Genomic DNA, 22,266 nt, shown 5'->3' with positions numbered 1-22,266 from the left:
CTCGGTACAGTTGGGGGCGTGGCGAACATCCTGCAGTCCCCCGAATGGGCACGGTTTCAGCAAAGCATCGGACACCGCGTGATCCAGGCGAATGGGCCGGGCTGGCGGTACCTCGCGACCGTCGAGGGCGGGCGCACCGGACGGTACCTGTACTGCCCGTACGGCCCCGAAGCGGACTCCCCGCACACGTTCGACGCCGCTCTGGCGGACCTCACGGCGCAGGCCGAGGCGCACCGGTGCTGGTTCGTGCGCGTGGAGCCGATCAACGGTCACCCGGTGGACGGTCTGGAGACCCCGGAGGCATCGCTCAAGCGGCGAGGCATGAAGCTCGCGCCGCGACAGGTGCAACCGGGACACACCCAGCTGATCGACCTGCGCAAGGACGCCAAGGACCTGCTCAAGGACATGAAGTCCACCAACCGCAACCTCTACCGCAACATCCACAAGAAGGGCGTGAGCATCGAGCGCTCCGAGGATCCCGCGGACGTGCGGTACCTGCTGACCTTCCTGGACGCGACCGCCAAGCGGCGCAACTTCAACCGGCAGCACGACGATTACCTGCAGGCCGTCGCGGAATCGCTCATGCCCGCGGGTGCCGCGAGCCTCTACCTCGCGAAGCTGGACGGCGAGCCGATCGCGGCCTCGCTCGTGTACGACTCCGAGGACACCCGCACCTACGCGCACGCGGCCACGGACCAGACCCATCGCAAGCTCTCGGCGGGGATCCCGCTCGTGGTGACCATGATCATGGACGCCAAGGAGAAGGGGCTCACGTGGTTCGACCTCTTCGGCACCGCTCCCGAGGGCGCGGGTCCCGAACACGAGTGGTACGGCTTCACGTCCTTCAAGAAGTCCTTCGGCGGCGAGCCCGTGTCCTATCCGGGGACGTGGGACCTGCCGGTCTCCCGCGCGGGCTACACCGCCTACGGCGCGGTGCGTGCGGGCCGTGAGACCCTCGGGGCGGCCCGGGGCAAACTGCGCACCCTGCGCGAGCGTAGGGTGGGCGCATGACTCACACAGCCCTGATCACGGGTGCCACCGGTGGCATCGGACGTTCCTTCACCCATGCCCTGCACGAGCGCGGCTACGGCCTGATCCTCACGGGCCGCAGCACCGAGAAGCTCACGGAACTGTCCCAGACCGTCACGGGCGGCACCGCGCAGATCGTGGTCGCGGACCTCGGGACCACCGAGGGGATCGACACCCTCGTGGACGTGCTGGAGCGCAACCCCGTGGACCTGCTGATCAACAACGCGGGCTTCGGCAGTCACGGTGAGTTCGCCCACCTGGACCTGGACCACGAGATCGAGGAGCTCACGGTCAACGTCCGGGCCCTCATGACGCTGACCCACACCGCCCTGGGTGCCATGACCGCCGCGGGGCACGGCGCGATCGTGAACATCGCGTCCGTGGCGAGCTTCCAGCCCCTGCCGTCCATGGCCACGTACAGCGCGTCCAAGGCTTTCGTGGACCGGTTCAGCCTCGCCGTGGGTGTGGAGGCCCGCAAGCACGGCGTCCACGTGTTGAGCGTGAACCCCGGTCCCGTGGACACCCAGTTCTTCACGGTCGCCAATGCGCAGGCCATCGAGCTGGGCCGTTCCGCGAATCCGGACGACCTCGTGGCCGCGACCCTCTCCGCGCTCGACAAGAAGCGTTCCCGACTCGTGTTCCCGCGGGCCTACTACCTCATGGACGCGCTCACGGGTGTGCTGCCGCGGTCGCTCGTCGCGCGTGCCGCGAACGTGGTCTCGGGCCGGAAGTAGTCCCGCCCCGGGCGGGCAACGATCGTCCCGACCGCGCCACGCGACGAGGCATGCCCCTCCATGCACCGCATGCCTCGGCTCGTAGGCGTCGTCCGCGCCGTCGACAGCGTGCGCCGCGGGTCACGACCCGTTCACCAACGGGCGGCATCGCGGACGGCTGCCCGGCCCTCCTCCACGGCGCGACGCACCAGCCCCGCCGCGGCGCTCTGCCGCCACGAATCGACCCGTGTGTTCCGGTCCGTGGCCGGGGCGCCGGTGGTCGGGGTCCCGGCGGATCGAGTCTCGCTGGACGGGGTGGCGTCGGACGGCGCGGTCCGCTTGCGGCGTGCCAACGGACCCGGAAGCAGGCCGGCGATCCTCCCGCCGCGTGATGCATGTGCTGAGCGAGCCGCGTCGGACTCAGGCTGTGCGCCACCCGGGGCCGCGTCCGCGGAGCGCACCAGATCCGGGTCGGCGTCCACCCCGGGGGTCGCCCGGGACGGCGGAGCGGCGTCGTACCCGTCGGTCCGTGCGGTGGGCCGGTCATCGGAGAACCCGAACCCGGACGACGTGCTCCGGGGAGCTGCGGCCTCGGGGGTCGCGGTCTCGAGGCTGGCCGCCTCGGAGGCCGCGCTGCGGGACCGTGTCGGCTCGGGTGCCGCGGGCGACGTCGCCCGGGCCGGGGCGGCGGCGTCGTCGCGGACCGCGGGCTGCTCCGGTAAGAGGTCGTCGGGGGCCGTGTCCTTCGGGCGCCTGCCCAGGAAGCGGCGCCTGGTCTTTTCCACGCGGCCGGCCACCTGGAACTCGCCGAGCAGCGGGTACTCCCACGTGCCGGGGGCCTCGTGCTCCTCGGTCGCGAGCTCGCGCAGCACCATGGGTTGTGAGGGCCGGTCGGGGTCCCCCGCGAGCACCTTGTGCACCTGGCGCTGCTGCAGTTGGACCAGGCCCGTGAGCAGGAGGGCGTCGTCCACGCCCAGCTGGCGGGCGCGATCGGTGAAGCCCAGCCGGTAGATCATGGCGGATTCCCCGGTGTGCACGAACCACAGGTACCCCAGGGCGGTCTCCGTCCCGTGCTCGAGGTGTTCGGTGGCCACGAGGAACACGGAGTTCTCCCCCACGGCGCGTAACAGTTCGCGGATGTACTCGCTGCGCAGGCCCACGTTGGACAGGTCGCGGTCCGAGGCGTGCACCCGGCGCACCCGCACCCCGGAATCGCGCAGCCCGGCGCGGCAACGCTGGAGGGTGTCGTCCGACAACCTCTTGGACAGCTCACCCTCGGTCTCGCCCAGTCGCACGACGAGGTGACGAGGTCCGGCCTCCCCCTTGCGGGGCTTGTCCGCGCGGCGGTAGCCCGCGCCGGTGAGCAGCTCGGTGAGTTCGGGGGTGGCGTCGGTGTCCGGGCTCACCCGCAACACGGCGGCCTCGTGTGCCGTGCGGGCGTGGTCCTGCAACGCGGCCAGGACCTCCGTGAGGTGACGCGGATCCTTGACGTGCAGGGACCGGGCGTCCACGACCGTGTGCAGGTCCTCCCGCAGGATCACCAACTGGCTGTAGCCCACGGTCTGCTGACCCCGGTCCACGGCCACGCGTTCGACCCTGGCGTCCTGGGCGGTCAGGGCCTCGGCGTCACCGATGCCCCACAGCAGTTCGGGGTGTCCGCCCGTGACACGGACCCGGGCGTCCCAGGTCTTCCGATTTCCGCAGGGGGTCACGCTCAGCGCCACGGGGTTTCCTCTCCTCAAGCCCACAACGCGTTCCAGCATAGCCGGGCACATACCGCGCGCGTGCCCTCCCCGACCGGGGTGAACACGCGCGCGGTGTGTAGAGAGTGTCGGGGATCAGCCCTGGTTGCGCTCGTACTTCTCCCACTTCTTGGCCAGGTGCTCGGCCTCGACCATGCGCACCGTGCCCGAACGCGAACGCATCACGATGGACTGGGTAGTGATGGTGCGCCCGCGGTAGCGCACACCGCGCAGCAGGTCGCCGTCGGTGATGCCCGTGGCGGCGAAGAAGCAGTTGTCGGACGTCACGAGCTCGTCCGTGGTGAGGATCCGATCCACGTCGAGTCCTGCGGCGGCGGCCTTCTCCCGCTCGGCGTCGTCCGTGGGGGCCAGCCGGCCCTGGATCACACCGCCGGTGGCCTTGACGGCGCACGCGGTCACGATGCCCTCGGGCGTGCCGCCGATGCCCATCATGATGTCCACGCCGGTGCCCTCACGGCACGCGGCGATCGCCCCGGCGACGTCCCCGTCGAGGATCATGCGGGTGCGGGCACCGGTCGCGCGGATCTCGTCCACGAGGCCCTGGTGGCGGGGGCGGTCCAGGACGCACACGGTGACCTGGTTGGCCTTGACACCCTTGGCCTTGGCCACGAGGTGCACGTTCTGCTTGACGGGCAGGCGCAGGTCCACGAGATCGGCGGCCTCGGGGCCCACCACGAGCTTGTCCATGTAGAACACCGCGGAGGGGTCGAACATGGAGCCGCCGTCCGCCACGGCGATCACGGCTAGCGCGTTGTTCATGCCGAGAGCCGTGAGCCGGGTGCCGTCGATGGGGTCCACGGCGACGTCCGAAGCCGGGCCCTTGCCGTCGCCCACCTGTTCGCCGTTGAACAGCATGGGGGCCTCGTCCTTCTCGCCCTCGCCGATCACCACGGTGCCGTTGAAGTCCACGGTGGAGAGGAACGAACGCATGGCGTCCACGGCCGCGCCGTCCGCGCTGTTCTTGTCACCGGCGCCCACCCAGTGGCCACCCGCGATCGCGGCGGCCTCCGTGACCCGCACCAGTTCCAAGGCCAAATTCCGGTCCGCCACATTGCCCGCTCTGCTCTGCTGGGTCGCTTCTGCCACGTTGTTCCTCACATTCGAGTTTCGGGTCGCCCCGGTGACCGCCTGCCGGGCCCCGGCGGCACCACCATGACACGTACGTCCAGCATATCCCCGGGTTCCCAGGATTGGGCCGGTCCCCGGGAGCACGGCACAATGGGTCCGTGAGTTCTTCCGCTTCCGGTCCCGGTGCCGGGTCCTCCCCCGATCCCCGCGACGCGCACGCCGCGCCCGCCTCCGCCGCGGCCGACGACGCCGCCACCCCGGACGCGGGTCAGGCGCCGGTCCCGCAGCTCACCCGCAAGCAGGCCTCGCGGATCAACGCACCCATCCGCGGCATGGTCATCTCCATGCTCGTGCTCATCCTCCTGTTGTTGCCGTTTTTGTGGTTGCAGCCCAAGCCCGATGCCCAGCCCTACCGAGCACATGTGGACGTGAGCGAGGAGGCGCGCTTTGCGGGTGACCAAGCCCCGTTCACCCCCGCGGCCCCGGCGTTGGGGGACGGGTGGAGCGCCAACTACGCGCGCTGGGAGGCGCAGTCCCAGGACGGCGTCCCCCTGTGGAACGTGGGTTTCCTCTCCCCCGGTTACCACCTGGTGGACATGGCGCAGACCGCCCGGTCCAATCCCACGTGGCTCGCGCAGCGCACCCAGCTGATCCCGCCCACGGACGAGCGCACGGTCAATGGGATCACATGGCAGATCCATCACCGTGACGCGTCGGGCAAGCAGGACGAGTTCACCGCATGGGTCGGTGAGCTCAAGGACTCCACGGTGGTGCTCAGCGGCCAGGCCCCAAGCGCCGAGTTCGAGCACGTCGCGGGGGCCGTGTCCGGGCAGTGACGCCGGGCAGCGGGACCGGGCGCAGCGACGTCGTCGAACCGGGGTCCCGGAACCGGGGCTAGTCTAGGACCCGAGCGAGCCGACCCGGCCCAGCCGTCGTGCCTTCGAGATTTGGAGATCAGCGTGAGCACTCAGCCGTCTGCCGTGGAGAACACACCCCGCACCCCGTTGGGGGCCTGGCGGAAACTGCGGGAGGGCAACGCCCGGTTCATCTCGGGTGACACCCTGCACCCCCACCAGGACGCCCAGCGCCGCAAGGACCTCGCGCAATCCCAGAAGCCGTTCGCGGTGATCTTCGGGTGCTCCGACTCCCGCCTGGCCGCGGAGATCATCTTCGATCTCGGGCTCGGCGACGCCTTCGTGATCCGCACCGCGGGCCAGGTGATCGACAACGCCGTCCTGGGCACGCTCGAGTACGCGATCGAGGTCCTCGGCACGCCGCTGATCATGGTGCTCGGCCACGACTCGTGCGGCGCCGTGACCGCGACCAAGGCCTCCGTGGAATCCGGGGAACTGCCCCGCGGTTTCCAGCGGGACCTCGTGGAGCGCATCACGCCGTCGGTGCTCGAGGCCCGGAGGCAGGGCCACACGGACCTACAGGACATGGTCGTGGAGCACACCAAGCAAACCGCGGCGCGCATGCTCGACCAGTCCGCGGCGATCTCCAGCGCGGTCTCCCGGGGCGAAGCCGCCGTGATCGGCGTGTTTTACCACCTCTCGGACGGCCAGGCGGACCTCGTCTACAGCAACGACCCGGCGTTCCGGGACGCGTGAGTCCCCCTCCCGGATCTCACCTCCCATGCCCTGCTGAATGACGACGACGCCGCGCGCTCCCGGGCACGCGGCGTCGTCGTCCTCCGCACCGCGGTAGTACGGCGACCGCGAAGGCTGACGACGGGGCCGTGGGCCTAAACTGTGGGCCATGGCAGAAAACACCGAGTACCGCATCGAACACGACACCATGGGTGAGGTCCGCGTCCCCAAGAACGCGCTCTACCGAGCCCAGACCCAGCGCGCCGTGGAGAACTTCCCGATCTCCGGCACCACCCTGGAACGCGAGCACATCAAGGCGCTCGCGCAGGTGAAGAAGGCCGCCGCCACGGCCAACGAGGAACTGGGTGTCCTCGACGCCCAGCGCGCCCAGGCCATCCGCGACGCCGCGGACGCCGTGGCCTCTGGCCAGTACGACGAGCACTTCCCGATCGACGTCTTCCAGACCGGCTCGGGGACCTCCTCCAACATGAACACCAACGAGGTGCTCGCGACCCTGGCCACGCGCTCCCTCGAGTCCGAGGGCGTGGAGGTCCACCCCAACGACCACGTCAACGCGTCCCAGTCCTCCAACGACGTGTTCCCCACCTCGGTGCACGTGGCCGTGACCAACGCGCTGATCAACGACCTCAAGCCGGCCATGGACGTGCTCGCGATCTCCCTGGAGAAGAAGGCCTCGGAGTTCAAGGACGTCGTGAAGTCCGGGCGCACGCACCTCATGGACGCGACCCCCGTGACCCTGGGTCAGGAGTTCGGCGGCTGGGCCGCCCAGGTGCGCTACGGCATCGAGCGCATCGACGCGTCCCTGCCGCGCGTGGCCGAGGTGCCGCTGGGCGGCACGGCCGTGGGTACCGGGATCAACACCCCGGACGGCTTCTCCGCGCGTGTGATCGAGCTGCTCTCCGAGGAGACCGGCCTGCCCCTCACGGAGGCCCGCAACCACTTCGAGGCGCAGGCCAACCGCGACGGGCTGGTGGAGGCCTCAGGACAGCTGCGCAACATCGCGTACTCGTACATGAAGATCATGAACGACATCCGCTGGATGGGTTCCGGGCCGAACACGGGCCTGGGCGAGCTGCACATCCCCGACCTGCAGCCGGGATCCTCAATCATGCCGGGCAAGGTCAACCCCGTGATCTGCGAAGCAACCATCCAGGTGGCCGCCCAGGTGATCGGCAACGACACCACCGTGGCGCTGTCCTCCACCAACGGCGCGTTCGAGCTGAACGTGGGCATCCCCGTGATGGCCGCGAACCTGCTCGAGTCCATTCGTCTGCTCGCCAACTCCTCCCGCGTGGCTGCGGAGAAGATGGTGGACGGACTGCAGGCCAACGAGGATCGCTGCCGCTTCCTGGCCGAGGCCTCCCCCTCGATCGTGACCCCGCTGAACAAGGCCATCGGCTACGAAGCCGCCGCGAAGATCGCCAAGCACGCCGTGGCCAACAAGGTCACCGTGCGCGAGGCCACCATCGAGCTCGGCTACGTGGACGGCGAGAAGCTCACCGAGGAGCAGCTGGACAAGGCCCTGGACGTCACCACGATGACCGGCAAGCACTGATCCGCTCGTCCCGTATGGCACTCACCGGCCCCCGGTGAGCGCCCCGGGAAACAGGGGCGTGCTCGCGTCACCCCGTCAACGGCAGAACTCGGCCACCCGTTCACCGGGTGGCCGAGTTCTTCGTCGCGGCGGGGACCTCCTGACCGCCGAGCGGTCGGGGAGGTCCTACGGAAGGTCACGCCTTCCGGGGTGAGGAGGCCGCGCACCGGGAGACCCCGGTGGCGCCGGCCACGGCGCAGGAACGCTGCGCCCGTGCCACGGTTCGAGCACCCACACCCGGGTGTTCCCCCACCGCCCCGCTGATGCGCGACAGAGCCCGAGGCGCTCCCGCGTTCCCGCGGCCGCTCAGATGCACGTGGAACTGCGGCGCCGTGGTCCCCGCATGGGACACGGTGGGCTCACGATCGGACGGGGTGGGTGTGCGAATGCTCACGGGCTCCATCATGTCACGTGCGGGGCGATCGCGCGGCGGCGCGGGACCGAGCGGCCGCGGGGCCCTCGTGGGACGCCGCACGCACCGGTGTTCCGTTGCCCACAGATCTCTTTGACCGCAAGGACCCGGGGCTACCCTGGATGGCAGAGACATTCGTGATGCCAGCCCGGGTGCTCCCGCGGCGGGCCGTTCCCCCGAGGAGACAGTGTGAAACTTGCAGAGCAGATCGTCCAGCAGCTAGTGGAAGCAGGTGTGGAACGGATCTACGGCGTGGTGGGCGATAGCCTGAACCCCATCGTGGACGCCGTGCGCCGCACCGGCGGCTCCGCCAAGGGCGGGATCGACTGGGTGCACGTGCGCCACGAGGAGGCCGGTGCGTTCGCAGCGAGCGCCGAGGCTCAGCTGACCGGCAAGCTCGCCGTGTGCGCGGGCTCGTGCGGGCCGGGCAACCTGCACCTGATCAACGGGCTCTACGACGCCAACCGCTCCGGTGCGCCCGTGCTGGCGATCGCCTCCCACATCCCCTCGCAGTACATCGGCTCCGAGTACTTCCAGGAGACCCACCCGGACCGGATCTTCACCGAGTGCTCCGTGTACTCGGAGCTGGTGAGCACCCCGCAGCAGTGCCCCGCCGTGGTGAGCTCCGCGATCCAGTTCGCCGTCACCAGCCCGGGCGTCTCCGTGGTCACCTTGCCGGGCGATCTCGCGGACTCGGACGCCGCCGTGGAAGCCCGCCCGTTCGCCGTGCCGGCACCCAGCGCCGTGGTCCCCTCAGACGAGACGGTCGAGCGCATGGCACAGGCCCTGAACTCGGCCAAGAGGGTCGCGATCTTCGCGGGCATCGGCGTGGCTGGCGCCCACGACGAGGTGATTGCCCTCGCAGACACCTTGAAGGCGCCCGTGGGCCACTCGCTGCGCGGCAAGGACCAGATCCAGTACGACAACCCGTTCGACGTGGGCATGACCGGGCTGCTGGGCTACGGCGCCGCGGCGGAGGGGCTGCACGACGCGGACGTAATGGTCATGCTCGGCACGGACTTCCCGTACGACCAGTTCCTCCCGGACGTCACCACCATCCAGGTGGACACCGATCCCACCGTGATCGGGCGCCGGACCGGCGTGGACATCCCCGTGCACGGTGACGTGAAATCTACGATCCTCAAGCTGCTGCCCGAGCTCACGGTCAAGTCCGACCGCTCGTTCCTGGACAAGACCCTGGCCAAGCACGACAAGCTCATGAACAAGGCCGTGGGTGCGTACACCCGCAAGGTCGAGAAGATCACGCCTATCCACCCCGAGTACGCCGCGTCCATCCTGGACCAGGTGGCCGCCGAGGACGCCGTGTTCACCGCGGACACCGGTATGTGCAACGTGTGGAGCGCCCGCTACATCAACCCGCTCGGCACTCGTCGCATCCTGGGCTCCTACCTGCACGGGTCCATGGCCAACGCCCTGCCGCAGGCGATCGGCGCGCAGCTGGCCCATCCGGGACGCCAGGTCATCTCGATGTCGGGCGACGGCGGGCTCTCCATGCTCATGGGCGAGCTGCTGACGCTGGCGACCTACAACCTGCCCGTGACCGTGGTGGTGTTCAACAACTCCACGCTGGGCATGGTCAAGCTGGAGATGCTCGTGGACGGGCTACCGGACTTCGGCGTGGACGTGCCCCAGGCGAACTACGCGCAGATCGCAACCGCCATGGGCATGCAGGGCATCCGGGTGGAGAAGCCCAAGGACCTCGAGTCCGCGTTTACCACCGCACTCGCCCACCAGGGCCCGTCCGTGGTGGAGGTCATCACCGACCCCAACGCCCTGTCCATCCCCCCGGAGATCAAGAAGGACCAGGTCTTCGGCTTCGCCACAGCGATGTCCCGCATCGTGCTCAACCGCGGCGTCGGTGAGGCCGTCTCCATGGCCCGCTCCAACCTGCGCAACATCCCGCGCGGCTGACCGGCGCGGCAGTCCCGCGCAACTGACCCACGCTCCGGGTCGGAGGCCTGACCCGCTCTTCGGCCCGGGCGACGACGCCGCTCGGCCCGTGCGTCCCGAAGGCCCCGGGGACCCCTGGTTACCCGGGGCCTTCGCCATATCCGGGTCGTGAACCAGCGGGGTGGTGTGAATCACACGCGACGGATATGCTCACATTTGAGAGTGAAGCACTTCACTTTTGTGCCCCTTTTCTCCCACGGATCGTCCGGCACGTGCCTGCCGGGAAAGAGGATCGCCATGTCGAGCGTGCAGTACGAACACGTCACCTGTCATTACCCGGGCGCCGAACGCCCCTCCGTCAGCGATCTCAGTCTGAAAATCGCCGACGGGGAGTTCCTGGTCCTCGTGGGACCCTCGGGTTGCGGCAAGTCCACAACCCTGCGCATGCTCGCGGGCCTCGAGGACGTCAGTGACGGCGCCATCCGAATCGGGGGTGAGGACGTCACCCACGTGGCCTCCCGCGACCGGGACATCGCCATGGTGTTCCAGAACTACGCGCTCTACCCGCACATGAGCGTGCGGGACAACATGGGATTCGCCCTGAAGATTGCCAAGGTTCCCGAGTCCGAGCGCAATCAGCGCATCGAGGAGGCGGCCAGGATCCTGGACCTCACCGACTACCTGGAGCGCAAACCCAAGGCCCTGTCCGGTGGCCAGCGGCAACGCGTGGCCATGGGCCGTGCGATCGTACGCTCGCCCCAGGTGTTCCTGATGGACGAGCCGCTGTCCAACCTGGACGCCAAGCTGCGTGTCCAGACCCGCACCCAGATCGCGTCCCTGACCCGCCGGCTGGGCGTGACCACGGTGTACGTGACCCACGACCAGACCGAGGCCATGACCATGGGTGACCGGGTCGCGGTGCTCAAGGACGGCCGCCTCATGCAGGTCGACACCCCGCGGGAACTCTACGACCGCCCGGCCAACGAGTTCGTCGCCGGGTTCATCGGCTCGCCCGCCATGAACCTGTTCCGCACCACCGTGAGCCCCCAGCACACCGTGGAACTCGGAACGCTGTCCTGGCAGTTGAGTCCGGCCGCGCGGGAGGCGCTCACGGGTCCCGAGGTCACCGTGGGGGTGCGCCCCGAGGACCTCGTGATCTCCTCCAAGGGTCACGGACTGGCCGTGGTCGCGGACGTCGTCGAGGAGCTCGGCGCGGACGCGTACGTATACGGTCACCTGGACCAGCGCACCGCCCAGCACGTGACCCCCGTGGCCACGTCCCACGGCGAGGACGAGGACACCGTTCCCAACACCGGCCTGAACACCGAGGCGGATGCGAGCCCACTCGTGATCCGCGTAGACGGTCGGCAGCCACCGCGCGTGGAGACCACCGTGTGGGTGGCCCCCGATCCCGAGCGCGCCCACCTGTTCGACACCACCACGGGCCTGCGACTGCCCGACTGATCCCACGCCGCGGGCTCCGCTCAGCCGTCGGTGCCCGGACCCCTTCCGAACCGACGAGGAGAACGACACCGTGAGCGACACCTCCTTCCAGATCCCCACCGAGATGCGCGTGAGCGTCCTGAGCGCCCCGGGCGAGATCCACGTGGAGCACCGACCCGTCCCGCGCCCCGGACCGCACGACGTGCTGGTACGGATCGCGTCCGTGGGCGTGTGCGGATCGGACACCCACTACTTCGAGCACGGGCGGATCGGTAGCTTCGTGGTCGAGCAACCGCTCGTGCTGGGCCACGAACCGTCCGGCACGGTGGTGGCCGTGGGTTCCGAGGTCACGGATCGCCACCCGGGCCAGCGCGTGTCCTTGGAACCCGGCGTCCCCTCGGCCTTCTCCCCCGAGACGCTGGGCGGGCATTACAACCTGGATCCCGCGGTGCGCTTCTTCGCGACTCCCCCCGTGGACGGTGTGTTCAGCGAGTACGCCGTCCACCCGGCGGCCTTCGCGCACCCCGTCCCGGATTCCGTGTCCGACGACGCCGCCGCCCTCCTGGAGCCGCTATCCGTGGCCGTGAGCGCGGTGCGCGCCGCGAACGTGACGCTGGGTGACCGCGTCCTGGTCAGCGGCGCGGGCCCCGTGGGTCTGCTCGTGGCACGGTGTGCCCGGCTGGCCGGGGCCGTGGCCGTGGTGGTCACCGACACTCGGGAGGACCGGTTGCGGGTCGCGGAGGCCTACGGCGCCACCGACACCTTCGCGGTCGCGTTCGCTCCCCCGGACTCGGACCCGTTCCCCGGTTCCGGGTACACCGCCCTGGTGGATGCGAGCGGCGCGGAGGCCGCGATCCTCGCGGGCATGCGCCGCGTGGCCCCACGCGGCAGGATCGTGCTCGTGGGCATGGGCTCGGACACCCTGTCCGTTCCCGTTCCGCTCCTACAGGAACGGGAACTACAGCTCACGGGCATCTTTCGCTACGCCAACACGTGGCCCACCGCGATCGCCCTGGCGGCCTCCGGGGACGTGAACCTGGACGCCCTCGTGACCTCCCGGCACACATTGGACGAGGTCCCCGCGGCCTTGATCGCGGGGACCTCTCCGGGGGCCCTCAAAGCGATCGTCACGCCCTGAGCCCGAGCGCCGTCGGCTACTTGATGGCGCCCATCGACAGACCGCGAACCAGCTGCTTCTGGGCGATCCACCCGGCCACCACCACGGGCAGGGACGCCAGCACGCTCGCGGCGGAGAGCCGGGCCAGATAGAGGCCCTCGCTCGTCATGGTGGACACGAGCATGATGGGTGCGGTCGCGGCCTCGGCGGCGGTGAGGTTCAGCGCGAAGAAGAACTCGTTCCACGCGAAGATCACGCAGATCAGCGCGGTCGAGGCGATGCCAGGGGTGACCATGGGGATCAGGATCGAGCGCATGGTGGTCATCAGCGAGGCACCGTCCATCTGGGCGGCCTCGAGGACCTCGCGCGGGACCTCCTGGAAGAACGAGCGCATCATCCACACCGCCAACGGGAGGTTCATGGCGGTGTAGAGGAACACGAGCGTCCACACGTTGTCGAGCACCTTGAGCTTGCCCGCGACCACGTAGATGGGCATGATCACGGCCACCACCGGCAGCATCTTGGTGGAGATGAAGAAGAACAGCACGTCCCGGGTCTTCTCCACGGGGCGGATGCTCACCGCGTAGGCCGCGGGAACGGCCAACAGGATCACCAGCAGCGTGGAGACCACGGTCGCCACCGCGGAGTTCCAGAAGTACCCGCCCGCTCCGGCCTCGAAGACCGCCTTGTACTGGTCCAGCGTGGGATCGAAGAAGAACGTGGGAGGGTCGGACGCGGCGTCGGCCTCCTGCTTGAAGGACGTCAGGACGAGCCACAGGACGGGCATGAAGAACCCGATGGCGACGAGCCATGTGAACAGGGTCAGGGCTGCGGAGCCCGCCCCGGAGGAGTTCCGGCGGGAACGGCGCGGCGCGCGGGACGGCGCGGTGGTCTGGGCGGCGGCGGGGATCCCGGCCGGGGACGCTGCGGTGCTGGTGCTCATCAGTTCTGCTCCGTGCTCATGAAGCCCTTGAAGATCAGACGCAGGGCGAAGTTGGCGATGATGATGGTGGCGATGACCACGACCACACCCATGGCCGCCGCCTGGCCGATGTCGAAGCCCAGGAACGCGCGCTGGTAGATGTAGTAGGGCAGGTTCGCGCTGCTCGTGCCCGGACCACCGGCGGTCATGAGGTAGATCTGGTCGAACGTGTTGACCACGTAGATCGCGCCCAGCAGGACGGACAGTTCGATGTAGCGGCGCAGGTGCGGCAGAGTGATGTGCACGAACGTCTGCCACCGGGTGGCGCCGTCCATCTGGGCGGCTTCCAGGACGTCACGGGGCTGGGACTGCAGGCCCGCCAGGATGAGGAGCATCATGAACGGCGTCCATTGCCACACGAGCGCGATCAGGATGGACAGCACCGGGTAGGCCGAGGTCCAGTCGATCGCCGGGATGCCCACGAGCCCCAGCAGCCAGTTCACCAGCCCGAACGTGGGGTTGAACATGGACACGCCCCACAGGGTCGCGGAGGCCACCGGCATGATCAGGAACGGGGTGATCAACAGGGTCCGTACGATGCCCCGACCCCGGAACTTCCGGTCCAGGAGCAGGGCGAAGACGGTGCCCAGCACCATGGCGGCCAGGACGCAGCCCAGGGTGTAGATCACCGAGTTCAGCGCCACCTGGCGGAAGGTGCTGTCCGTGAAGATCGCCGCGTAGTTGGCCAGGCCCACGAACACGTCCGAGGCGGGGTTCAGCAGGTTCCACGAGCGCAGCGAGTACCAGATGGTGATCAGGAACGGGATCTGGGTCGCGATGATCGTGAAGATCAGCGCGGGCAGCAGCGGGAGCCTGCGGGACCACGCGTCGTGACGACGGCGCTCGTCACCGGTGGCCGGCGAACGGCCGGCACCGTGCGGGCCGGCCAGGGCGCGCACGCGGGTGGAGGTCGAGGAGGACGACATGGTCACTGCCCTTCTTCACGCTGGTAGGTACGGGCCACTTGCTGCGCGTACTCCTGGGACTGCTGCAGGGCCTCGTCCACCGAGGTGCTCCCCGCGATCGCGGCCGACATCTGCTGTCCCACCCGGGTTCCCAGGTCCTGGAACTCGGGGATGGACACGAACTGCAGTCCCTCGTACGGGACGGGGTGCGTCATGGAGGTCTTCTGGGACGCCCCGTCCATGGCGCGTAGGGTCGGCTGGGCGTAGGCCTGGGAAATCTTGCGGTACTCGGGGATCTCGTACGTGGAGTAGCGCGAGCCCGGGGGAACCCGTTCCCACCCGAACCGTTCACCCACGGTCTTGATGTACTCCTTGTCGGTCACCCAACTCACGAAGTCCCATGCGGCGTCCTTGTGCTCGGACGTGGTGGGGATCGCGAGCGACCAGCTATACAACCACCCCGCGGCTTCCGTGTTCATCACGGGCGCGGGTGCGTACCCGTTCTTGTGGGCCACGGTGGAGGACGCCGGGTCCTCGATCGCCGAGACCATGGCGGTCGCGTCGTACCACATGGCCGCGTTGCCCTGGCTGTAGCGGGTGATGCAGTCCCCGTACCCGGACGTCGCGGCACCGGGTTGACCGTGCGTGCGCACGAGGTCCACGTACTCGGTGACCGCTTCCTTGGTCTCGGGGGACGTGAGGGTGGGGTTCCAGTTCTCGTCGAACCAGCCACCGCCGTAGGTGTTCATGACCGTGCTCAGCGGTGCCATGACCTCACCCCAGCCGGCCAGACCGCGCAAGCAGATCCCCGAGACACCGTTCGCCGGATCGTCCAGCTTGGCAGCGAGTTCGGCGACCTGGGGCCACGTGGGCTTCTCGGGCATGGTCACCCCGGCCTTCTCGAAGAGTTCCTTGTTGTAGACCAGGAACGAGGACTCGCCGTAGAACGGGACCGAGTACATGTCCCCGTCCTTGCTCAGGGCGGTGCGGATGGAGCCGATGAAGTCCTTGTCGTCGTAGCCCTCGGTGCGGTCGATGTAGGGCTGGAGGTCCTCGATCCACCCGTTCTCGGCCCAGATGGGGGTTTCGTAGTTGGAGATCATCACCACGTCGAACTCACCGCCGCCCGTGGCCACGGACGCGGTGATCTTGGCCCGCGCCTCGTTCTCCGGAAGGGACACGAATTTCACGACCACCCCGGGGTGCTCCTTGCGGAACTCGTCCTGCAGCTGCATGGCGTCCTGCATCTGGGGGTTGGACACGATCGCCACGACGATCTGGTCCGTGGTGTCGTCCGCGGCGGCGGCACATCCCGTGAGCGTGAAGCCCGTGAGCACCGCGACGGCGGCCGCGGGCCACCACGCCGAACAGCGCGTCCCATGCCGCCCTCGCCGGGGCGGATGGCCGGAGGCGCAGGGTGGGTCCGTGAATCGTCGACTCATGATCTTCCTTGTCCTCGGGGCACGTGATGCGCGGGAGGAATCACTGGTCGAGCCCCAGAATCTCATCTGAGATCACCGCATTCCTCAAGTGTGATGTGATGCTAGTCATATAGACTCAGATGAGCAAGGCCCTCGGGCACGAATGATGACCCCGGATGCGGTGAGATATGCCAACCACGGCCCCCTGGCCCCCCACTGACCCGGGCCAGCGCCAGCGTCTGCTCGCGCACCTGGCCCACGAGTACTTCGTGGAGGGCACGTCCAAGATCGCGCTCGGCAAGAAGTCCGGGCTCTCTCGCTTCCAGGTGGCCGCGCTGCTGCAGGAGGCACAGGACACGGGGATCGTCCGGATCGAGATCGCGGTCCCGCTCGAGAACTCGGACGAGGGCCTTGCGCGCGCCGCGGGGCTGCAACGCCTCGTCACGGTGGGTTCCGCGCAGTGGCCCGCGGACCGGGAGGCGCTGGCCAAGGCCGTGGCCCGGGAGATCACGCGCGTGCTGCACGACGACGACGTCCTGGGGATCTCGTGGTCCCGCACCCTGCAGCTCGTGGTCCATGACCTACCCGCGCTGCCGCACAACGACGTCATCCAACTCGCGGGAGCCCTCAGCACCGACGACCGCGCGGCGGAGTCGCCACGGCTGCTCGCGTCCCTGCACTGTCGCTCGGTCTGGCCGCTATGGGCACCGCTCGTGGTGGAACAGGCCGATTCGCTCAAGAAGTCCCGCGAGATTGAACTGACGCTACGGCGCGCAGATTCCCTCGACGTCGCCGTGCTGGCCGTGGGCGGGTGGACGCCCGACACCTCCACGGTGTGGCCCCGGATCGCGGACGACGTCGCTCGCGCCGCCCAGCGCGCGGGCGCCGTCGCCGAGGTCTCCGGGCACCTGCTGGACGCCGAGGGCCACGAACTGGACACCCCCGTGAGCGGGATGATCGTCGCCGCGAGCGTGGCGCAGCTGCGCGCCGCCCGCCGCAAGGTGGCCGTGGCCTCGGGTGCGGAACGCGCACCCGCGGTGCTGGCAGCCGTCCGGGGCGGTCTCGTGGACCACCTCGTGTGCGACGCCGCCCTGCGCGACGCCCTCGAGGGCCTACTCCCCCGTGCCAATCCGGCCAATGGCGAGTGACACCCGGCCGCACCCATACCCAGCCCGTTCCCACGGAAAGGACCCCATGACCACGGTCGTTGGCATCGATTCCTCCACGCAGTCCTGCAAGGTCGTGGTGGTGGACGAGCGCACCGGGCGGACACTCGCCCAGGCGAGTGCCCCGCACCCGGACGGGACCAGCGTGGACCCCGCGGCATGGTTGGCCGCGCTGCGCACCGCCTGGCGGGACGCCGGGGTCCCGGATCGCGGTGACGTGGTGGGCGTGGCGGTGGCCGGTCAACAGCACGGCATGGTCGCCGTGGACCGCCACGGTGAGCCCGTCCACGATGCGCTGCTGTGGAACGACGTCCGTAGCGCAGCCCAGGCCGCGCGCATGTTCGCCGAGCACGGGACCGAGTGGTGGATGGAGCGCGTGGACATGGCGCCCGTCCCCTCCATGACGCTGTCCAAGCTCGCGTGGTTGCGGGAGAACGACCCCGGGGCCGCCTCACGGGTGGAGCGCGTCATGCTCCCCCACGACTGGTTGACCCTGCAGCTGTGCGGTGAGTTCGTCACCGATCGCTCGGACGCCTCCGGCACGGGGTACTTCGACGCCGCGCACGACCAGTACCGCCCCGAACTGCTCCAGGAGTACTTCGGGGCCGTTCCCCAGCTGCCCCGCGTCCTGGCGGCGGGCGAGGCCGCGGGAACGCTGGGTGAGGAGTGGGGCTGCGGCAGCGGCGTCGTCGTGGGCCCCGGCGCCGGGGACAACGCCGCGGCCGCGCTGGGACTGGGCCTGGGCGAGGGCGAGGTCACGATCTCCGTGGGGACCTCGGGCACGGTGTTCGCGTGCAGTGCCGAACCTCCACGGGACCCGAGCGGGGTGACGGCGGGCTTCGCGGATGCCACGGGCCGGTTCCTCCCGCTGCTGTGCACGATCAACGCCGCGCGCGTCATGACCTCCACGGCGGAGCTGCTGGGCGTGGGGCTCGACGAGTTCACGCGCCTGGCCACGTCCGGCGCGTCGGACGCCGGCGGCCTCACATTGCTGCCGTATTTCGACGGCGAGCGCACGCCCAACCTGCCCAAGGCCACCGGTCGGCTGGACGGGATGACGCGCGCGTCCCTCACGCGGGAGAACCTCGCGCGCGCCGCCGTGCTGTCCGTGGCCAATTCACTCGCGGACTGCCTGAGCGTGCTGCGCGGGCTGGACGTCGCGGTCGAGCGGGTCCTGCTGATCGGTGGGGGCGCCAAGTCCGAGGCGCTGTGCGGCGTCCTGCCGGACACCCTCGGGATGCCGGTGGACGTGCCGGACACGGGCGAGTACGTGGCGCTGGGTGCCGCGCGGCAAGCAGCGTGGGTCGCTACCGGGTCCTTCCCGGAGTGGGAGCGTTCGGTGGGGCGGCGGTTGCACCCCTCCTCCGACACCGGTGCGCAGCGGTTCCGGCAGCGGTACGGGGACGCTCGCGCGAACCTCGAGACCGAGCTCGCGGCGGACCCCACGGAGCAGCGGCCGGAACCGACGGACTGAGACGGCGGGCCGGCACCCCGGCGCACCCCCATGTGCCCTGGCGCGATGCCGGTACCGGGGCCGACCCGTGAGGCCGTACCGGTCTCGCACGTCCTCCGGCTACCGCGCGAACCGGGCGACGGCGTCCTCGATCGTCGCGCGCGCCCCGCGCTCGTGGAAGCTGCGCAGCGCCTCGAGGTAGGGCCGGGTGAATTCCTCGTGGTCCGCGAGATCCCCGAACAGGTCCGTGTCCCGCACGAACGCGAGCTCGTCCTCGGACTGCCGGGCCGCGGCCGCCATGACACGTTCCTTCCGACCGTCCACCACGGTGATGGGTGCTCCGTGCTCGTCCGTGCCCTCCGCGTAGCGCGCCCAGGAGGCCACGATCGTGGCACCGAGCTCGACCGGGCGACCGTGGGCCAGGTTGTCCTTGATCACCGGGACCAGCCACTTGGGGATCCGGTCGGAGGATTCCGCGCACAACCTCGCGAGGGTGTCCCGCACGTGCGGATTGGCGAAGCGCTCGATCAGCTGGTGCTTGTAGGCGTCCAGGTCCACACCGTCCACCGGTCGCAGCGTGGGAGTGGCCTCACGGTTCATGTACGCGAGCAGGTAGGAGACGAACGTGGGGTCCTGGCACACCTCGTGCGCGTACTCGTACCCGGCCAGGAATCCGGGGTAACACAGGGCCTGGTGACTCACATTGAGCAGGCGCAGCTTCATGAGTTCGTACGGCTCCACGTCCGGGACCACCTGCACGCCGACCTCCTCGAACGCGGGGCGCCCGTCGGTGAACGCGTCCTCGAGCGCCCACTGGGCGAACGGTTCCGCGACCACGGGCCACGCGTCCCGGACCCCGAACCGTTCGGCGACCATGAGGCGGTCCTCGTCCGTGGTCACGGGCGTGATCCGGTCCACCATGGAATTGGGGAACGGCACCTCCTGCTCGATCCACTCCGCGAGTTCGGGATCACGCAATCGGGCGTAGGCCGTGAACTGGCGGCGGGCCATGTCCCCGTTGCCCTGGATGTTGTCGCAGGACATGACGGTGAACGGGCGGGTACCCGCGGCGCGCCGTCGGGCCAGTGCTTCGACCACGAGTCCGAAGACCGTGGCCGGGGGTTCGGCCTCTCCACCCTGCGTGGCGACCCGTGCCTGCTCGAGGTCGTGGGCCACCGCCGGGTTCTGGGCGTCGAACTCACCCGTGGCCTGGCTGAAGTTGTACCCGCCCTCGGTGATGGTCAGCGAGACGATGCGCGTGGCGGGATCGGTGAGCCGCGCCATGGCCTGCTCGGCCTCGGCCGGCGCGAACACGTAGTCCACGATGGATCCGATGACCCGCGGTTCCAGGGTCCCGTCCGGGTGCTTGAGCACGAGCGTGTAGAGGTGATCCTGCTCCGCCATGACCTGCTTCATCGCGGCGTCCCCGGGGAGCACACCCATGCCGCAGATGCCCCAGTCCAGGTCCTTGCCCTCGTTCATGAGGCGGTCCGCGTACATGGCCTGGTGCGCGCGATGGAAGCCCCCCACGCCGAAATGCACGATCCCGACCGAGACCTGGGAACGGTCGTAGCCGGGAACCGGGATGTCCAGCTCACCCAGCACGGTCTGGGAAAGTGTCACGGCGTCCTGGGCGGATGTGTCCTGCTGCATGGCTGCTCCCATCAGAGACCCGGGAGTGGCTGATGTGACCCACCCCACGTGCCCAACATATCAGATGAGAAACATCTCGTGCTCATCAGAGCACCTCCGAGCGGAGTGTGCAGCCTCAGCACTCGAATTCCGTGCGGCCCGTGAACGCCAGCGCGGCCCGCAGGCGCTCCGCCTGGTGCTCGGGCATCGGGGGCAGGTCGTCGAGTGAGTACCACCCCACCTGGAGGGACTCGTCGTCCGCCACCCGCGCCTCGCCGGAGACGTAACTGCACAGGAACGTGTGGTCCAGGAACTGGCAGCGGTCCCCGTTGGGGAATTCGACGACGTCCCCGGCCTTGACCCGCACGAGGTCGTCCACCGTGACCTCCACGCCGGTCTCCTCGAGGCACTCGCGGCGCGCGGCGACCCCGGGGTCCTCCCCCGGTTCCACGATCCCGGTGATCAGTCCCCAGTTCCCGTTGTCCGCGCGCCGCCCCAGCAGCACCCGGCCCTCGTGCAGGACCACGGCGGTGCACCCGGGCACCCACAACAAGTCGTGATCGATCTTGCGGCGCAGGTGGGCGATGAACTCGGGAACGGGCACGGGTGTCTCCTCCTGGGTGGGTACGACTGCGCGGGCGGCGTTCACAGGAACGCCACGACACCCAAGCTTCCCACGATCATGAACGGCCCCAGGGGGATGCGACTGCTCGCCCGGGCGCGGCGCAGGATCAGCAGTACGGCGCAGAACAGCCCGGCCAGCACGAACGTGGCCGCGAGCGCGAGCACCGTATGGGTCACGGACGAGAATCCCGTGAGCAGCCCCAGGACCCCCGCGAGCCGCACGTCCCCCATTCCCATGCCGGCGGGGTTGATCAACCGCAGGGCCAGGAAGAGTCCTTTCATGATGAGCAGACCCCACAGCATCCACCACAGGCGCACGGTGTCGTGGGCGAGGACGGCGGAGGCGCCCAACAGGAGGGCGGTCACGGGATACAGCGGGCGCACCACCCGCCCCGGCAGGCGGTGGTATCGGATGTCGGTGGCGGCGAGCCACACTCCTGTGCATGCGAGCACCATGACGGCCAGGGCGCATGCCACCGCGGCCAGCTGTGCGCCGACCGTGGCTTCCTGCAGGTGCGCCCCCACGAACCCGCCGATGCCCGTAGTGTCGGGCTGAAGCATGAACTCATCCTAGGCACCCCGCTGTGGTGCGGGTCATGAACAGCGGCCCATGTGGAGCACGGGTTCGTAGACTGGGCCCATGATCGCTCCCTGGCAGAACAGGCCCGCCCGATCGACCGTGTCCGAGGAGTCCTTCGCCGCGCTGTGCCGGTCCTCCCCGTGGCGCTGGGACACGGTGCGGTTCACGCTGTACTGGGTGAGCGAGGATCCGGACAGCGCCGCCCGCCCCGTGCGCGTGTGGCTGCGCCGGCCCTCCGATGTGCGCGTGGAGACACTGCAGGGCGACGTGCTGTACGCGAGTACGTCCCTCGAACGCTCCCGGGACGACTTCTACGTCACGGACACGTCCCGCTCCTGGTTGCTGCCTCCCGCGCTCGTCTCACCGGTCTATGACGACGACGGCCTCGTGGTCCGCCGCCCCGAGGCCGCCTACGGGGACCCGATCTTCGGGGGCGGGCGCTGGCAGGCGATCCTGGACCCCGTGGAATGCGTGGGCCCCGCGCCCACCCCGCCCTACCTACCAGAGCAGCGCCCCTCGCAGTTGTCCTCCGTGGTGGCCGGGGCCTTCGCCAAACGCCGGGTGTGGTGCGCGACCGTGGAGCCCACCGTGCGCTACCGGCCCGTGACCGCGAACCACCCGCTCGCCCCGGGTCCCACGCGGATCGCGGTGGACACCGCGACCGGCGTCTGCGTCTACTCCCACGTGCTGCGCGGACCGTACGCGGGTCAGGGCCACCGACTCGTGATCGAGGCGGTGGACGAATACCAACTGGACGACCTGTTCACGCAACAGGACTTCAACCTCACGGACGTCTCCCGTCACGTGCCGTGGCCCGTGCTCCCAGCCTGAGCCGCCGCCCGC

At 69.5% G+C, this 22,266-nt stretch carries 19 protein-coding genes; 11 read left to right on the top strand and 8 right to left on the bottom strand.

Annotation, left to right across the window (positions count from 1 at the left end; all coding sequences use genetic code 11):
• Positions 1-18 precede the first annotated feature (18 nt).
• Both RF637_RS07060 and RF637_RS07055 read left to right on the top strand, forming a co-directional pair.
• A complete protein-coding gene (locus tag RF637_RS07060; protein ID WP_131333290.1) occupies positions 19-1,011 on the top strand; it encodes a peptidoglycan bridge formation glycyltransferase FemA/FemB family protein in 993 nt (330 codons plus the stop codon).
• A complete protein-coding gene (locus RF637_RS07055; protein WP_368844467.1) occupies positions 1,008-1,763 on the top strand; it encodes an SDR family NAD(P)-dependent oxidoreductase in 756 nt (251 codons plus the stop codon). Before RF637_RS07060 ends, RF637_RS07055 begins: the two co-directional genes overlap by 4 nt.
• A gap of 131 nt (positions 1,764-1,894) precedes the next feature.
• On the opposite strand, the gene RF637_RS07050 is transcribed toward RF637_RS07055, so the two are convergent.
• Positions 1,895-3,466: a hypothetical protein gene (locus tag RF637_RS07050; protein ID WP_368844466.1), complete on the bottom strand. Its 1,572-nt coding sequence runs from the start codon at positions 3,464-3,466 to the stop codon at positions 1,895-1,897.
• A gap of 114 nt (positions 3,467-3,580) precedes the next feature.
• Positions 3,581-4,591 carry a class II fructose-bisphosphatase gene (gene glpX / locus RF637_RS07045; protein WP_064846181.1) on the bottom strand — a complete coding sequence of 337 codons (1,011 nt, stop codon included), beginning with the start codon at positions 4,589-4,591 and terminating at the stop codon, positions 3,581-3,583.
• Positions 4,592-4,731: 140 nt separating this feature from the next.
• Here glpX and RF637_RS07040 point away from each other — a divergent pair, with 140 nt between their 5' ends.
• The 6 genes from RF637_RS07040 to RF637_RS07015 all read left to right on the top strand — a co-directional run bounded on the left by RF637_RS07040 (position 4,732) and on the right by RF637_RS07015 (position 12,681).
• On the top strand, positions 4,732-5,409 hold the full coding sequence (locus tag RF637_RS07040; protein WP_064846180.1) for a DUF4245 domain-containing protein: 678 nt from the start codon (positions 4,732-4,734) through the stop codon (positions 5,407-5,409).
• A gap of 123 nt (positions 5,410-5,532) precedes the next feature.
• Positions 5,533-6,183: a carbonic anhydrase gene (locus RF637_RS07035; RefSeq protein ID WP_368844465.1), complete on the top strand. Its 651-nt coding sequence runs from the start codon at positions 5,533-5,535 to the stop codon at positions 6,181-6,183.
• 148 nt (positions 6,184-6,331) lie between these two features.
• On the top strand, positions 6,332-7,738 hold the full coding sequence (locus RF637_RS07030; RefSeq protein ID WP_064846178.1) for a class II fumarate hydratase: 1,407 nt from the start codon (positions 6,332-6,334) through the stop codon (positions 7,736-7,738).
• A 640-nt stretch (positions 7,739-8,378) separates the two neighbouring features.
• Positions 8,379-10,121 carry a pyruvate dehydrogenase gene (locus RF637_RS07025; protein WP_270239015.1) on the top strand — a complete coding sequence of 581 codons (1,743 nt, stop codon included), beginning with the start codon at positions 8,379-8,381 and terminating at the stop codon, positions 10,119-10,121.
• Between the two features lie 276 nt (positions 10,122-10,397).
• Entirely contained in the window at positions 10,398-11,564 is a 1,167-nt protein-coding gene (locus RF637_RS07020; protein WP_167318739.1) for an ABC transporter ATP-binding protein, read from the top strand.
• Positions 11,565-11,634: 70 nt separating this feature from the next.
• Positions 11,635-12,681 (top strand): NAD(P)-dependent alcohol dehydrogenase, encoded by a 1,047-nt coding sequence (locus tag RF637_RS07015; RefSeq protein ID WP_368835739.1) that lies wholly within the window; start codon positions 11,635-11,637, stop codon positions 12,679-12,681.
• 16 nt (positions 12,682-12,697) lie between these two features.
• On the opposite strand, the gene RF637_RS07010 is transcribed toward RF637_RS07015, so the two are convergent.
• Genes RF637_RS07010 through RF637_RS07000 form a run of 3 tightly spaced genes read right to left on the bottom strand, consistent with a single transcriptional unit; the run spans position 12,698 to position 15,989 of the window.
• Positions 12,698-13,603, bottom strand: coding sequence for a carbohydrate ABC transporter permease (locus tag RF637_RS07010; protein ID WP_167318740.1), 906 nt, complete (start codon positions 13,601-13,603; stop codon positions 12,698-12,700).
• Positions 13,603-14,568, bottom strand: a complete 966-nt coding sequence (locus tag RF637_RS07005) for a carbohydrate ABC transporter permease (protein WP_167319188.1) — start codon at positions 14,566-14,568, stop codon at positions 13,603-13,605. Before RF637_RS07005 ends, RF637_RS07010 begins: the two co-directional genes overlap by 1 nt.
• A gap of 2 nt (positions 14,569-14,570) precedes the next feature.
• Positions 14,571-15,989, bottom strand: a complete 1,419-nt coding sequence (locus RF637_RS07000; protein WP_368835738.1) for a sugar ABC transporter substrate-binding protein — start codon at positions 15,987-15,989, stop codon at positions 14,571-14,573.
• A 167-nt stretch (positions 15,990-16,156) separates the two neighbouring features.
• On the opposite strand from RF637_RS07000, the gene RF637_RS06995 reads away from it, so the two are divergent.
• A complete protein-coding gene (locus tag RF637_RS06995; protein WP_144998738.1) occupies positions 16,157-17,116 on the top strand; it encodes a sugar-binding transcriptional regulator in 960 nt (319 codons plus the stop codon).
• A 46-nt stretch (positions 17,117-17,162) separates the two neighbouring features.
• Positions 17,163-18,608 carry a xylulokinase gene (xylB, locus tag RF637_RS06990; RefSeq protein ID WP_368835737.1) on the top strand — a complete coding sequence of 482 codons (1,446 nt, stop codon included), beginning with the start codon at positions 17,163-17,165 and terminating at the stop codon, positions 18,606-18,608.
• 99 nt (positions 18,609-18,707) lie between these two features.
• On the opposite strand, the gene RF637_RS06985 is transcribed toward xylB, so the two are convergent.
• The 3 genes from RF637_RS06985 to RF637_RS06975 all read right to left on the bottom strand — a co-directional run bounded on the left by RF637_RS06985 (position 18,708) and on the right by RF637_RS06975 (position 21,404).
• Positions 18,708-20,240 carry a mannitol dehydrogenase family protein gene (locus tag RF637_RS06985; protein WP_368835736.1) on the bottom strand — a complete coding sequence of 511 codons (1,533 nt, stop codon included), beginning with the start codon at positions 20,238-20,240 and terminating at the stop codon, positions 18,708-18,710.
• Between the two features lie 115 nt (positions 20,241-20,355).
• On the bottom strand, positions 20,356-20,823 hold the full coding sequence (locus RF637_RS06980; protein ID WP_368844464.1) for an NUDIX domain-containing protein: 468 nt from the start codon (positions 20,821-20,823) through the stop codon (positions 20,356-20,358).
• Positions 20,824-20,864: 41 nt separating this feature from the next.
• Positions 20,865-21,404, bottom strand: coding sequence for an A24 family peptidase (locus RF637_RS06975; protein ID WP_085106976.1), 540 nt, complete (start codon positions 21,402-21,404; stop codon positions 20,865-20,867).
• Positions 21,405-21,483: 79 nt separating this feature from the next.
• Between RF637_RS06975 and RF637_RS06970 the strand changes: the two genes are divergently transcribed.
• On the top strand, positions 21,484-22,254 hold the full coding sequence (locus RF637_RS06970; RefSeq protein ID WP_368844463.1) for a hypothetical protein: 771 nt from the start codon (positions 21,484-21,486) through the stop codon (positions 22,252-22,254).
• Positions 22,255-22,266: the final 12 nt, after the last annotated feature.

This window comes from Kocuria sp. CPCC 204721 (assembly GCF_040980945.1).
Lineage (GTDB): Bacteria > Actinomycetota > Actinomycetes > Actinomycetales > Micrococcaceae > Kocuria > Kocuria marina.
This window is presented reverse-complemented; position numbering and strand designations above follow the sequence as displayed.

Excerpts from the sequence above, each read along its gene's own strand:
- RF637_RS07055 (WP_368844467.1), top strand. The coding sequence starts at position 1,008 with ATGACTCACACAGCCCTGATCACGGGTGCCACCGGTGGCATCGGACGT.
- RF637_RS07030 (WP_064846178.1), top strand. The coding sequence starts at position 6,332 with ATGGCAGAAAACACCGAGTACCGCATCGAACACGACACCATGGGTGAG.
- RF637_RS07020 (WP_167318739.1), top strand. The coding sequence starts at position 10,398 with ATGTCGAGCGTGCAGTACGAACACGTCACCTGTCATTACCCGGGCGCC.
- RF637_RS07010 (WP_167318740.1), bottom strand. The coding sequence starts at position 13,603 with ATGAGCACCAGCACCGCAGCGTCCCCGGCCGGGATCCCCGCCGCCGCC.
- RF637_RS07005 (WP_167319188.1), bottom strand. The coding sequence starts at position 14,568 with ATGTCGTCCTCCTCGACCTCCACCCGCGTGCGCGCCCTGGCCGGCCCG.
- RF637_RS07000 (WP_368835738.1), bottom strand. The coding sequence starts at position 15,989 with ATGAGTCGACGATTCACGGACCCACCCTGCGCCTCCGGCCATCCGCCC.
- RF637_RS06995 (WP_144998738.1), top strand. The coding sequence starts at position 16,157 with ATGCCAACCACGGCCCCCTGGCCCCCCACTGACCCGGGCCAGCGCCAG.
- xylB (WP_368835737.1), top strand. The coding sequence starts at position 17,163 with ATGACCACGGTCGTTGGCATCGATTCCTCCACGCAGTCCTGCAAGGTC.
- RF637_RS06985 (WP_368835736.1), bottom strand. The coding sequence starts at position 20,240 with ATGCAGCAGGACACATCCGCCCAGGACGCCGTGACACTTTCCCAGACC.
- RF637_RS06975 (WP_085106976.1), bottom strand. The coding sequence starts at position 21,404 with ATGCTTCAGCCCGACACTACGGGCATCGGCGGGTTCGTGGGGGCGCAC.
- RF637_RS06970 (WP_368844463.1), top strand. The coding sequence starts at position 21,484 with ATGATCGCTCCCTGGCAGAACAGGCCCGCCCGATCGACCGTGTCCGAG.